Origin of the sequence: Taklimakanibacter albus (assembly GCF_016595235.1) — a bacterium.
GTDB lineage: Bacteria > Pseudomonadota > Alphaproteobacteria > Rhizobiales > Aestuariivirgaceae > Taklimakanibacter > Taklimakanibacter albus.
The window spans coordinates 480,090-492,187 of record NZ_JAENHL010000004.1; the positions used below are offsets into that span (position 1 = coordinate 480,090).

Below are 12,098 nucleotides of genomic sequence, written 5' to 3' on the forward strand. Positions count from 1 at the left end.
CTTACCATCAAACCTTGATGATCATCCGCAGCAGCACGACGCTCACCATGCCGATCAGGATGGTGACGATCATCGGCAATCTGAGGAAAGCGGCAACCGCGGTAATCGCCGCGGCAAGCGTCTCGGCGATGCCGGTGGCGATAATGGTCGGCGCGATGACTGCCATCAGGATCGCCGGCGGCAGCGCGTCGAAGGCGGCCTTGGTGCGCCCCTTCACCGTCACGTAGCGCATGAGGAACAGCCCGGCGATGCGCGTCGCATAGGTGGCGAGCGCCATGCCGAGAATGGCGAGGAAAGTGGAAAGATGCAGCGTCATGACGTGGCCTCCGCTTCCGTCTCTTCTTCTTCCGCATGAAGCAGCACGGCGACGAGGACGCCGGCGAGCCCGCCCAGAACGACAAACCAGGCGCCTGGAATGGTGAGCTTCGCGGCGGCCGCCACGACGGCGCTCGCGGCCAGGACGGCGCCGGTCTTGGGTCCCTTCCAGAAGCCCGCCAATATGCCGATGAACAAAGCCGAGAAGGCGAAATCGAACCCATAGGCGGCGGGGTCCTTGAACCACTCACCGGCAATCGCGCCAATGACGCTGCTCGCTGTCCAGGTCACCACCATGGGCGCGCCAAGGCCCAGATAATAGGGCATGGTCAGTGGCTGCGTCAGGGCCCGGCGTTCCGACAGCGCCCAGTTCTCATCCGCCATCATGTAAAGGAGCGGCGCCCGCCAGCCTTGCGGGATATCGCCCATATGGCGCGACAGCGAGGCGCCCATCAGCACATGGCGGACATTGACGATGAACGCGGTGACGGTGAGAAAAAACCATGGCGCCGGATCGCGCCACAGCTCGATGGCGATGATCTGCGCCGAGCCGGCAAAGACCGTGGCGCTCATCAGACCGGCCTCTAGCGGCGACAGTCCCTTGCTTGCCGCTTGCGTACCCCACAACAGGCCGATCACGGCGGCGGCAGCCAGGATGGGCAGGACATCGATAACGCCTTGCCGGAATTCGGCAGTGGTCTTGGACATGAATCTCTCCGAGGGAGCGCCTCTCTACCAATCGCGACGTAAGCCGTCTTGAAGGATTTTGCTCAAAGCATCGGGCCGAAAAGTGCGAAGCGGTTTTCGGATAACCCGATGCACAAAACAGAGGCTTAATTAAGCAGCGCGCGATATTGGCCGGGCGTCACGCCGAGCCTGGCCTTGAAGCTGCGCGTCAGATGCGCCTGATCGGCGAAGCCGCACTGAAGCGCAATATGGCTGGGGCTTTCCCCTGCCCTGAGCAATTCGCGCGCATGATGGACGCGCCGGTCGACGAGCCAGGCATGTGGCGTCAGACCCGTCGCCTTGCGGAACACCCGGATCAGATGCCAGGCGCTCAAGCCGACATGGGCGGCGAGGTCCTGGAAATCGGTGGCCTCGCTGAGATGCGCCAGCAGATAATCCTTGGTGCGCGCGATCGTATCGGGCTCCGCGCCTGCCGCGATGATCGACGGCAGGCCGCCACCGTAACGCTCCACCGCCGCCAGATAGAAGCCGATCAGCTTCTCATCGGCGAGGAGCGGCTGCGTGTTGTCTTCCAACGCCCGATGCGCGGCGCAGAACATCTGGGCGAGCTCGGGATCATGAGCGCCCGCAAGCCGGAAGCGCGGCGTCCCCACCGCCCGGCCGGTCGCCTCCCGCAGCACGGCGGTAAGGAAGTCCGGGCTCGGATAGGTCATCCGGTAGGAATAGCCATAGGTGTCGGGCGAGCCGTCATGCACCTCGTCCGGATTGATGAAGCAGATCGTGCCCGCCTCGCAGCGCACCTTCACCCCCTTATGCATATAGGAATGCACGCCATCGAGGGTCACGCCGATGACATAGGTCTCGTGTGTATGGGGCGGGAAGATATGCTTGCGGAAGGTGGCGGTGAAACAATCGAGATCGCCATGCCGCGACACCCGCCAGAAATAGGTCTCGTCGCCCGGGGAAAGGTTCTCGGGGCCGACGGAGTCGCGGGGCGATATCTGCAGCATCTCTCAAATATAGCATTCCGGCCTGTGGCCGCTTGAATAAAATTGCTCCCTGACATTGTCAGGCGAGACGCTTGACCCAGCGTCCAAGCGCCTCGACATAGGCGTTCAGCGTTTTGAGCGCCGTCACGTCGACGACATTGTCCGCCTCATCCAGAAGCCCGTCCTTGAACGCCACATAGGCCTCGGGCCGCCCCATCAGGGCCACACCCAACGAGGTGAGCACGGCGCGCAGATGCGCCTGCGCCACCGCGGTGCCGACCGTGCCGGCCGATGTGCCGATGACGGCCCCCGGCCGGTCAAGCCACACGCTGGTGCCATAAGGCCTCGATCCCCAGTCGATGGCGTTCTTCAAAGCGGCCGGAATGGAACGGTTATGCTCCGGGGTGACGAACAGCACCGCATCGGCGGCGGCGATTTCCTGCTTGAAGCGCGCGACAGCGGCCGGCAGCTCGGCCTCGTTGTCCTGATTGTAGAGCGGCAGGTCGGCGATGCTCAAAGGCCGGAATTCGAGATGCGGTACTGCGAGCTTGGCCAGCGCCCGGGCCAGCCGGCCATTGAGCGAGGCCTGGCGCAGCGATCCGTTGATGACGGCGACAGTCGGCATGTAAGTCTCCTCTTCCATGCCGGGAGAGATGAGGGTGATTGCCTCCGCCGCACCAGCGCCTTATCGTCCCCGCCTGTGAGCCCACGTCACACCCTGACAACCCCCAGATTGCCGCCACTCGAAGCGGTCCGGATGTTCGAGACCGTCGTTCGTCTCGGCTCGACGGTCGCCGCGGCGCACGAGCTGGGTCTCACCCATGGCGCGGTGAGCCGGCGTGTGCGGGCGCTCGAGGATAACTTGGGCGCGGCGCTCCTGTCGCGCGGGCGCGGCGGCCGGCTGGTGCCGACCGAAACCGGTGCGCGCTTTGCCGAGGCTGCAAATCATGCCTTCGCCCTCATCGCCGAAGCGGCGCAATCGGCCGGACGCGGCTCAGCGCGGCGCAAGGTCGTGCGCATCAACACCACGGCCTCTTTCGCGTCTCTATGGCTGATCCCGCGCCTCAAGCGCTTCCGCGCCCGCCATCCGGCTTTCGAGGCCTGGATATCGGAGAGCCAGTCGCTGATCGAGCCCGGCGCTCACTCTGCTATCGACGTCGCGATCAGGTCGGGCAATGGCCGGTGGCCTGGCGTCAAGGCCGAGAAGCTGATGGATGATGTCCTGATTGCGATTGCCGCGCCCTCGATCAAGCAGCGTTTGCGCAAGCCGGCCGATCTGGCGCGGGTCACGCTGTTGCATGACGAGGATCCCGCCATTTCCTGGTTGGATTTCACCGACAGGCTGGGCCTCGGAAGGCCGGACTGGGCGACGAGCGGTCCGCGCCTCGCCTCCACCTTGCTGCTGATTCAAGCGGCCCTGGCCGGTGACGGCGTCGCGTTGGTCCCGGAGCGGCTTGCTCAGACGCATCTCGCCAAGGCCGATCTGATCACGCCTTTCACGGTGAAACCGGCCCAACCGCTGACACATTGGCTGGTGCGGCCGCAACGGGCCCTGTCCTCACCGGCCATCCGTGCTTTCACCACGTGGCTGCGCGCCGAGGCTACAAACAAGACTTAGTGCGAAACGAGATCGCCTGATTAACAACCCTCACCCTGAGGTGCCCGGCGCAGCCGGGCCTCGAAGGGTTGGCAAGCGGCACGACCTCTGTCCCTGGATCATGCTTCGAGGCTCGCAGGCGCTCGCACCTCAGCATGAGGGTAAGTGACTAAGCGCCGACGCGGCGGAACCACTCGTCCTCGTCGATCACCTCGACACCGTGCTTCTGCGCATCCTTGAGCTTCGAGCCGGCGCCCGGACCCGCGACTAGGAGATCGGTCTTCTTCGACACCGAGCCCGCCACCTTGGCGCCGAGGCGTTCCGCCATGGCTTTCGCCTCTTCGCGCGTCATCTTCTCCAACGCGCCGGTGAAAACGACGGTTTTGCCGGAGACCGGGCTCTGCTGCACCGCTTCGAGCGGCGTCGGCGTCACCTGGGCCAGAAGCTTGTCGAAGACCTCGACATTATGCGGCTCGCCGAAGAAATCGACCACCGCCTCGGCGACGATCGGGCCAATGCCGTCATGCGACAGGAGCTCCTGATAGGCCTCTTCCTCCTTGCCTTTCGACGCGGCGCGCATCGCATCGCGCAGGGCTTCCGCCGTGCCATAAGCGCGCGCCAGCAGCCTGGCATTGGTCTCGCCGATATGCGGAATGCCGAGGCCGAAAATGAAACGGTCTATTCCGACGGTCCGGCGCGCATTGATCGCGGCGAAGAGATTGCTGGCACTCGTCTCGCCCCAGCCTTCGAGCTCGTCGACCTTAACCTTGCGCTCTTCGAGCGTGAAGATGTCGGGCGGTGATGTGATGAAGCCGAGCGCCAGGAATTCATCGATCACCTTGTCGCCCATGCCTTCGATATCGTAGGCGTTGCGCGACACGAAATGCTTGAGGCGCTCGGCGCGCTGGGCGGCGCAGATGAGACCGCCGGTGCAGCGCCGCACCGCATCGACCTTGCCGGTCTTCTCATTGACCTCACGCACCGCATGGCTGCCGCAGACCGGACAGCTCGTCGGAAACTCATAGGCCTTGGCGCCCTTGGGTCGCTTGTCTTCGACGAAACCCAAAACCTGCGGGATGACGTCGCCGGCGCGCTGCACGATCACCGTGTCGCCGATCCGGATGTCCTTGCGCTGGATCTCGTCTTCATTGTGGAGCGTCGCATTGGAAACGACAACGCCGCCGACGGTGACGGGCTTGAGCCGCGCCACCGGCGTCATGGCGCCGGTGCGCCCGACCTGGATGTCGATACCTTCGAGGATGGTCATCGCCTTCTCGGCGGTGAATTTATGCGCGAGACCCCAGCGCGGCGCCCGGCTGACGAAGCCCAGCCTTTGCTGCCAGTCGAGCCGGTTCACCTTGTAGACGACACCGTCGATGTCATAGCCGAGATTGGCCCGGTCGGCCTCGATCTTGTGGTATTGGGCGAGAAGCTCGTCCGCCGAATGGCAGAGCTTCATCAGCGGATTGACCGGGAAGCCCCAGCGCTTGAAGGCCTGGATGACGTCCCATTGCGTGTCGCCCGGAAGCTTCGACACTTCGCCCCATGTATAGGCGAAGAAACGCAACGGCCGGCTGGCGGTGATCGCCGGATCGAGCTGGCGCAAGGAGCCCGCCGCGGCATTGCGTGGATTGGCGAAGACCTTCTCGCCGGCTTGAATCTGTTTCTCATTCATCCGGGCGAAATCCTTGTGGGACATATAGATTTCGCCCCTGACCTCGAACACGTCGGGGAAGTCCTTGGCCTCGATATGATTGGGGATATCCTTCACGGTGCGGACATTGAGGGTGACGTTTTCACCCTCCGTGCCGTCGCCCCGCGTGGCGCCCTGCACCAGCTTGCCCTTCTCGTAGCGCAGCGACAGCGACAGGCCGTCGATCTTGGGCTCGGCCGTCACATCGATGGGCGCATCATCGGCGAGATTCAAAAACCGCCGGATGCGACCCAGATATTCGAGCACGTCCTCGTCGGAGAAACCGTTGCCGAGCGACAGCATAGCCACGCGATGGCGGATCTTGCCGAATTTGGACTGCGGCGACGAGCCCACCCGCTTCGAAGGTGAATCTTCACGAACCAGGTCGGGGAAACGCGCCTCGATCGCATCATTACGCAGGCGCAGCGCATCGTAGTCGGCGTCGGAAATCTCCGGCGCATCCTGGCCGTGATACCGCTCATCATGATGGGCGATCTCGGCGGCGAGCCGCTGTAATTCGCTGGCGGCGTCCTTCTGGGTCAGCTTGTCGACTGTCTTCTTTTCGGCGGTGGGCATGGGTCCGAGGCTCGTTCCTTTCGGAATCGAATAGAGCAAAACCCGCCAAAGTTGAAGACTTTGGCGGGAGTGATCGACTCTAGGATAGGTGGCTCAAGACCCTGATCCTGTCAGGATCAATTCTCCGGACCGCCGACGATCTGGCGCGCCGTCGCCTCGATGAGCTTGCGCACCCGCTCCGCTTCTTCGGCGGTCCAGGGGCCACGGCGCATATGGAGCGACTGCTTCAGCGTCCTGATCGCCTCGCGCACCGATTCCGGCGTCGAATGCATGGCGAAGGCCTGAGCGGCGAGATCCATGCGCGCCTGTATGCCTTTGAGGGCGACGCTGTTCTCTTCCAGGAACTGCCGGCCCGTTTCGGTCACCTGATAGAGCTTCTTGGTGCCTTCCCGCGCTTCCGCAACGACATAGTCCTGCTCTTCGAGCAGCGTGAGGGTCGGATAGACAGCACCCGGGCTCGGCGCGTAATTGCCGCCGAATTTCTCCTCGATGGCGCGGATGAGCTCATAGCCGTGCCGCGGCTTCTCGGCGATCAGCGCCAGGAGCACGAGCCTGAGATCGCCGTGACCGAACATGCGCGACCCCCGGCCGCCGAAGAAGCCGCCGCGCCCAAAACCTTCATCGTCGTCGCCAGGGCGCCTGCCCCGGCCCCAGCGCCCGCCAGGGGCGCAGTCGTGATGCCGGTCGTGCCGGCCCCGATGTTCATGATGACGTCCAAACATGAGATATACCTTTCGATAGTTTGTAAGACTGATAATCAAGATATATCTTAAGAGTCATTCTTACAAGTCCTGAACCGCAAAAATTCACCGCGCCCCTCTTGGGGAACGGAGCCAAATCATTGTTATTTCGATATTTTTTAGAAGAAAGAGTCGTTAAATTCAGCCAAACTCGACGCCAATAACACTATTTCGGAACTGGCCGGCCTGCCTCGTCGAACAGATGGTATTCCTGGGCCTTGGGGGCGAGCGCGATTTCGGCGCCAGCGGCAAAGACCGACTTGCCGGGCTGGCGGACGACGACCGGCGCTTCGGCGCCGATATCGGCATAGATGAACGTGTCGGCGCCGAGATTCTCCGAATAGACGACCTTGCCCGACCAGACGCCGCCTGCACTGACGATGTCGAGATGCTCGGCCCTGACGCCCACCGTATGGGCCTTGAATTTCTCGGCGTGCCGGCCGGTGAAGAAATTCATCCGCGGCGAGCCGATGAAGCCCGCCACGAATTGCGACTGCGGGCGCTCATAGAGTTCGAGCGGCGTCCCCACCTGCTCCACTCTGCCGTCCTTCAGCACAACGATGCGCTGGGCCATGGTCATCGCCTCGACCTGGTCATGCGTCACATAGATCATGGTCGTGTTGGGAAGCTGGAGCTTGAGCTGGGCGATCTCCATGCGCATGCGCACCCTGAGCGCCGCATCGAGATTGGACAATGGCTCGTCGAACAGGAACACCTTGGGGTCGCGCACGATGGCGCGGCCGATGGCGACACGCTGGCGCTGGCCGCCGGAAAGCTGCGCCGGCAGGCGGTCGAGATAGGGCGTGAGCTGCAGCTTCTCCGCCGCCGCCTCCACTTTGCGCCTGATCTCGTCCTTGGCCAGACCCTGCATCTTCAACGAGAAGGCCATGTTGCCGAACACATCCATATGCGGATAGAGCGCATAATTCTGGAACACCATGGCGATGCCGCGCTGCGCCGGCTCGACATCGTCGATGACCTGGCCGTCGATCTCGATCGAGCCGGAGCTCGCCGCCTCGAGCCCCGAGATGCAGCGCAGCAAGGTCGACTTGCCGCAGCCCGACGGGCCGACGAAAACCACGAACTCGCCCGTGCGGATATCGAGATTGATGTCCTTCAGCACGTCGACCGCGCCGAAATGCTTGTGGAGTTTGCTGATCTTGAGATTGGACATGTTTCTCATCCCATCTGCTTGCGACTGTCATGCACGATGTGGCCTTGCGCGATGGTGAGGACGCATTGCCCCTCCCCTTGCTCGACCAATGCGCGCTCGACATTTCCGTCCGCCACGTCGATGGCGAAAAATGCGAGATCGGCCGGCCCGCCGGCGACGAGTGCGCCATACCCCTTCTCCGCCATGCCGAGCGCCCGGGCGCCGCCGCGTGTCGCCGCCTGCATCACGCGTCGCCACAGATCGTTTTCGCGATACCCCTGATCATGTGCGATCCGGGCCAGGGCCTTCACATCCGCCATCAGGTCGAGCGACGGCGTCGAGGCCAGTGAATCGGTGCCGACCGCGATGTCATGGCCTTCCGCGAGATAGGCCGCGACCGGCGCTTCGGCGAGGCCGATCACCGCATTGGAGCGCGGACAGAGCGCCACGCGTGTATTGCGCTCGCGCAGGAGATCGCGCTGGCATCTGTCGAAATAGACGCCATGGGCGATATGCGTGCATTCGCCGAGCAGTCCCACGCTGTCGGCATAGGCCGCCGTCTTGAGGCCCGAGCCCTTCTGCTGCACCAGGTGATACTCATCGCGCAGATCGCCATAGATGAACAGGACCGCCGGATCACCGGTGAGATAGAACGCCTCTTCGAGCGCCGATTCCCCCAGATGCGTATGGAGCCGCAGATCGCGTGACCGGGCGAGCTCGACCAGGTCGCCAACGACCGAAGGGTCGAGATTATAGGGCGCGTGCGGCGAGATGCCGGTGGCGATCGTCGCCCTGTCATCGAGCCAGTTGATCAGTTCCGCGCGTCCGCCATTCGCCCAGGAGCGCGTCGTCTCGGCGATGACCTCGAGATATTCGATGCCGCTCGCCTGCGCCGCGGCGATGGCGCCGCGCGCTTCATCGCTGGTGATGATCTCCGAGAATACCGTCGTCCCGCTGGCCAGACCGAGCTTGGCACCGCGCGCTGCCGCCTTGCCCCATTCCGAGGCGTCGCGGTCAGTATGATAATGCGCCTCGAAAGCGACGCTCCAATCCTCGAAGCCGCGATACTGTCCGCGCCCCAGCGCGTCGAAGCCGGTATATTGCAGATGCGTATGGGCGTTGACGAGACCGGGCGTGATGACGCCTTTGGTCCAGTCGATCTTCTCATCGCGCAGATGGCCCGGCAGCTGCGCCGCAGGGCCGACAAAGGCAATGCGGCCCGCTTCGATTGCCACCACCGCATCACGCAAAGGCGCGGAAGCGACCGGAACAACCCAGTCGGCGCCATAGATCTTACTTACCACTGCCGGCTCCAAATCCAGCGGCGAGCGAGCGCTGCGCCACCATGAACACCAGGAGCACCGGAATGAGCGACACGAGCGCGGCCGCGGCCTGGCCTTGTAGATTGACCTCCTCGCGCGTCGACAGCGTCGTTGCCGCGAGGGTGAGCGTATAAACCTGCGGATTGCCTTGCAGGAGCGTCGCCGCCATCAGGAGGTCGCCGAAGGTCCACACGAAGACGAGCGCCACGACCGAAGCGAGCGCTGGGCGCGACATCGGAATGGCGATGTACCAGAAGATCTTGAGGACGCGCGCACCGTCGAGGGCGGCGGCTTCGAGCAGCTCCGTCGTCAGCGCCTGGCGGAAGAAAGTGTGGATGAGATAGATCGCGAAAGGCAGGCTCGCCACCCCGGCGATGATGCCGGCGACCACGATATTGTTCACCAGCCGCGCATTCGCCAGCATCACGAAGACCGGGATCAGCCAGGCGACCATCGGAATGGCGTAGCTGGCGACCAGCAGCACATTGAGCCCGCGCGCCACGCGACCCTGATGAATACGGAACCAGAAGGCGCCGGCAAGCGCCGTCGAGGCGCAGACGATGCAGGCGATCACCGCCACGATCAGTGAAACGACAAGCGCCTGGCCGAGACCGGCTTGCGTCCACGCCCCCACGATATTGTCGAGGGTGAAGGAGCGCGGCAGCCCGCCGGGGCTCATCATGTAGTCCTGGCGCGTGCGGATCGCGGTGCCGATGAGGAACAGCAGCGGCAGGATGAAGGCAAGGCTGATCAGCGCCATGATGCCGGTGCGGAACTTGCTCGTGCTGCCCGCTTTCATGTGCGCCTCCGCTTGAAGCAGGTCTCGATCAGCGCCCGCGCCCCGTAGCCCAGCGCCGGAAACAGGACGATGGCGCCCACCAGCGCGATCGACTGCGCCGCAGCCGTCCCGTAGAAGCCGAAGCGCATGAATTGCTGATAGATGAAGAAATCCATGGTGGCGCTGGAGAGGCCCGGCCCGCCGCCGGTCAGCACATAGATCCAGCCGAACATGAAGAGGAAGATGCAGACGAGCTGGAACATCGCCCACAGGAACACCGTGCCGCGCACGCTCGGCACCGCGATATGCCAGAACTCGCTCCAGAAGCGGGCGCCGTCGAGCCGCGCCGCCTCGAAGATATTCTGCGGCACCGCCGCGAAGGCGGCCGAGAAGATGAGGACGCCGGTGCCGAAGCTCGCCCACAGAACGAGGAAGATGACGACCGGCTTCACATACGTAATGTCGGTGAGCCAGGGATGGGCGAGAAAGCCTAGGCCGCTGGTTTCCAGCACCGCATTCACCGGCCCATCGGTGGCGAGCAGCGTGCGGAAGACGAGCCCGACAATGGCGGGCGACATCACCGCGGGCAGGAAATAGATGGAACGGAAGAGACCTGGCCGCCACACGCCTTCGCGCAGTGCGAAGGCGACGACCAGCGGCGCGATCACCCAGAGCGGCAGTCCCAGCAGATAGAAGAGCTGGTTGCCGATGACCTGCCAGAATTCCGGGTCGGCGAGCAGATGCTCGTAGTTCTTGAAACCGATGAAGGTCGAGACGCTGCCCGGCTGCCAGTCATAGAGCGAGCGGTAGGCGACATAGACCAAGGGCAGGAAGAGGACGAGCGTTTCGAGCACGATCGCCGGAACGAGAAGCACAAGCCCCCCATCGAGCGCACGCCGCCATCCCCTCCTCTTCACTGCCTGCATGGTGGATCAGTTGGTCTTGGCGAAGGCCGAGTTTGCGCTCTCCATGAACTGCTGCACCGTCATCGTGCCGCCCATGAGCGGCGCCGCATTGCGCTCCATCACCGCCAGGACCGGCAGCGGGAAGGCGGCGAAGCCGGTATGGTTCTCGGGGTTGGCGAGCAGCGCCAGATAGGCGGCCTGCATGTCGTTCTGCGCCTGCGCCTGGAAGCCGGAAATATTGGACGGCACGCCGATCGCGGCCCAAAGCTTCTCCTGCGATTCCTTGCTGGCGATGAAGTTGACGAAGGCGGCGGAGGCTTCCGGGCTCTTCGTCCATTTGGTGACGCCCCAGCCGGCTTCGGCGCCAGCATCGACAAGATTCTTGTGCTTCGACGCCGGCACTTGCGGCAGCGCCATCGCCATCGTTTCCGGCTGGTCCTTCACCAGCTGCATGGCGCGGCTCAGCGCACCATTGACCAGCATGGCCGCGCCGCCCGTGGCATATTGCACATTCGTATCGTCGAACATGTTGCGCCCCAGCGCCTTGTCGTCGCCGAAGCAGCCGGCGGTCTTCATGTCCATGATGTAGTTGACGGCATCGGTGAACAGCTTGTCGTCGAGCTTGAGCTCGCCCTTGACCCATTTGGCGAGCGTCGGCTTGTCCATCATCTGGCTGGTGATCATGTAGAGATAGGTCTCGAACAGATATCCGTCCTTCCAGCCCGACGCCATCGGCTGGATGCCCTTCTCGGTCAGCGCCTTGCAGGTGGCGAGCATCGAATCCCAGCTGGCGAGCGCCGTCGCCGGATCGATCCCGGCCTTGGCGAAGATGGCGCGGTTGACCAGCATCACATAGCCATAGGAACCGGTCGGCAGGATGTAGAGATTGCCGTCGGCCGAATAATTCTCGTCCAGATATTTGATCTCTTTGCGCAAGGCCGGATCGATCGCGTCCTGCAGCGGATAGAGACCATTCTTGTAGCTGTAGGCCTGTGCCGAGCCATACATGGTGATGACATCGGGCCCGCTCTGCGCCACGACCGAATTGCGCACCTGGTCGAAATAGGTGCCATACGGCATGTCGATGATCTTCACCGTGATCTGCGGATGGGCCTTCTGGAAGTCGGCGGCGATCGCGTTATAGGCCTCCACCCCCTTCTCATAATTGCCGGGCAGGAACGACCACACGGTCAGCTCCGCCTTGGCCTCGGGGATCGGGCCGGTCTTGAGCTTGTCGCTCGCCGCCTGTTCCTCGCCACACGCCGCGAGCGCGAACAATGCCGTGGCCAGCGCCACGCCTGAAACGCCCTTGCGCAACCACTTCGAAACACCCATCGTCATAA

The 12,098-nt window shown here is 63.5% G+C and carries 12 protein-coding genes; 1 reads left to right on the forward strand and 11 read right to left on the reverse strand.

Features of this window, described 5'->3' with window-relative positions; translation table 11 throughout:
- Positions 1-7: 7 nt before the first annotated feature.
- The 4 genes from JHL16_RS03650 to JHL16_RS03665 all read right to left on the reverse strand — a co-directional run bounded on the left by JHL16_RS03650 (position 8) and on the right by JHL16_RS03665 (position 2,616).
- On the reverse strand, positions 8-316 hold the full coding sequence (locus tag JHL16_RS03650; protein ID WP_200183523.1) for an AzlD family protein: 309 nt from the start codon (positions 314-316) through the stop codon (positions 8-10).
- Positions 313-1,023 carry an AzlC family ABC transporter permease gene (locus JHL16_RS03655; protein ID WP_200183524.1) on the reverse strand — a complete coding sequence of 237 codons (711 nt, stop codon included), beginning with the start codon at positions 1,021-1,023 and terminating at the stop codon, positions 313-315. The genes JHL16_RS03650 and JHL16_RS03655 overlap by 4 nt, the downstream gene beginning before the upstream one ends.
- A gap of 125 nt (positions 1,024-1,148) precedes the next feature.
- Positions 1,149-2,012: an AraC family transcriptional regulator gene (locus JHL16_RS03660; RefSeq protein WP_200183525.1), complete on the reverse strand. Its 864-nt coding sequence runs from the start codon at positions 2,010-2,012 to the stop codon at positions 1,149-1,151.
- A gap of 58 nt (positions 2,013-2,070) precedes the next feature.
- Positions 2,071-2,616 carry an NADPH-dependent FMN reductase gene (locus tag JHL16_RS03665; RefSeq protein ID WP_200183526.1) on the reverse strand — a complete coding sequence of 182 codons (546 nt, stop codon included), beginning with the start codon at positions 2,614-2,616 and terminating at the stop codon, positions 2,071-2,073.
- Here JHL16_RS03665 and JHL16_RS03670 point away from each other — a divergent pair.
- A complete protein-coding gene (locus JHL16_RS03670; protein ID WP_281435974.1) occupies positions 2,524-3,609 on the forward strand; it encodes a LysR substrate-binding domain-containing protein in 1,086 nt (361 codons plus the stop codon). The two genes, JHL16_RS03665 and JHL16_RS03670, sit on opposite strands and share 93 nt — an antisense overlap.
- A gap of 148 nt (positions 3,610-3,757) precedes the next feature.
- Here the strand turns inward: JHL16_RS03670 and ligA are convergent, their stop codons facing one another.
- The 7 genes from ligA to JHL16_RS03705 form a co-directional block, all read right to left on the reverse strand.
- The gene (ligA, locus tag JHL16_RS03675; protein WP_200183528.1) at positions 3,758-5,857 is read right to left on the reverse strand and encodes an NAD-dependent DNA ligase LigA; all 2,100 of its coding nucleotides are present in this window, start codon (positions 5,855-5,857) and stop codon (positions 3,758-3,760) included.
- Between the two features lie 116 nt (positions 5,858-5,973).
- Positions 5,974-6,579, reverse strand: coding sequence for a PadR family transcriptional regulator (locus tag JHL16_RS03680; RefSeq protein WP_200183529.1), 606 nt, complete (start codon positions 6,577-6,579; stop codon positions 5,974-5,976).
- A 184-nt stretch (positions 6,580-6,763) separates the two neighbouring features.
- The gene (locus JHL16_RS03685; protein WP_200183530.1) at positions 6,764-7,771 is read right to left on the reverse strand and encodes an ABC transporter ATP-binding protein; all 1,008 of its coding nucleotides are present in this window, start codon (positions 7,769-7,771) and stop codon (positions 6,764-6,766) included.
- Positions 7,772-7,776: 5 nt separating this feature from the next.
- Positions 7,777-9,054, reverse strand: a complete 1,278-nt coding sequence (locus JHL16_RS03690; protein WP_200183532.1) for an amidohydrolase family protein — start codon at positions 9,052-9,054, stop codon at positions 7,777-7,779.
- Positions 9,044-9,871, reverse strand: a complete 828-nt coding sequence (locus tag JHL16_RS03695; protein ID WP_200183533.1) for a carbohydrate ABC transporter permease — start codon at positions 9,869-9,871, stop codon at positions 9,044-9,046. Before JHL16_RS03695 ends, JHL16_RS03690 begins: the two co-directional genes overlap by 11 nt.
- Positions 9,868-10,725, reverse strand: coding sequence for a carbohydrate ABC transporter permease (locus JHL16_RS03700; RefSeq protein ID WP_200183534.1), 858 nt, complete (start codon positions 10,723-10,725; stop codon positions 9,868-9,870). The genes JHL16_RS03695 and JHL16_RS03700 overlap by 4 nt, the downstream gene beginning before the upstream one ends.
- 57 nt (positions 10,726-10,782) lie before the next feature.
- A complete protein-coding gene (locus JHL16_RS03705) occupies positions 10,783-12,096 on the reverse strand; it encodes an ABC transporter substrate-binding protein (protein WP_200183535.1) in 1,314 nt (437 codons plus the stop codon).
- Positions 12,097-12,098: the final 2 nt, after the last annotated feature.

What these genes read in the sequence shown, in the direction of transcription:
- JHL16_RS03650 (WP_200183523.1), bottom strand. Translation starts at nt 316, where the DNA reads ATGACGCTGCATCTTTCCACTTTCCTCGCCATTCTCGGCATGGCGCTC.
- JHL16_RS03655 (WP_200183524.1), bottom strand. Translation starts at nt 1,023, where the DNA reads ATGTCCAAGACCACTGCCGAATTCCGGCAAGGCGTTATCGATGTCCTG.
- JHL16_RS03660 (WP_200183525.1), bottom strand. Translation starts at nt 2,012, where the DNA reads ATGCTGCAGATATCGCCCCGCGACTCCGTCGGCCCCGAGAACCTTTCC.
- JHL16_RS03670 (WP_281435974.1), top strand. Translation starts at nt 2,524, where the DNA reads ATGCGGTACTGCGAGCTTGGCCAGCGCCCGGGCCAGCCGGCCATTGAG.
- JHL16_RS03665 (WP_200183526.1), bottom strand. Translation starts at nt 2,616, where the DNA reads ATGCCGACTGTCGCCGTCATCAACGGATCGCTGCGCCAGGCCTCGCTC.
- ligA (WP_200183528.1), bottom strand. Translation starts at nt 5,857, where the DNA reads ATGCCCACCGCCGAAAAGAAGACAGTCGACAAGCTGACCCAGAAGGAC.
- JHL16_RS03680 (WP_200183529.1), bottom strand. Translation starts at nt 6,579, where the DNA reads ATGTTTGGACGTCATCATGAACATCGGGGCCGGCACGACCGGCATCAC.
- JHL16_RS03685 (WP_200183530.1), bottom strand. Translation starts at nt 7,771, where the DNA reads ATGTCCAATCTCAAGATCAGCAAACTCCACAAGCATTTCGGCGCGGTC.
- JHL16_RS03695 (WP_200183533.1), bottom strand. Translation starts at nt 9,871, where the DNA reads ATGAAAGCGGGCAGCACGAGCAAGTTCCGCACCGGCATCATGGCGCTG.
- JHL16_RS03705 (WP_200183535.1), bottom strand. Translation starts at nt 12,096, where the DNA reads ATGACGATGGGTGTTTCGAAGTGGTTGCGCAAGGGCGTTTCAGGCGTG.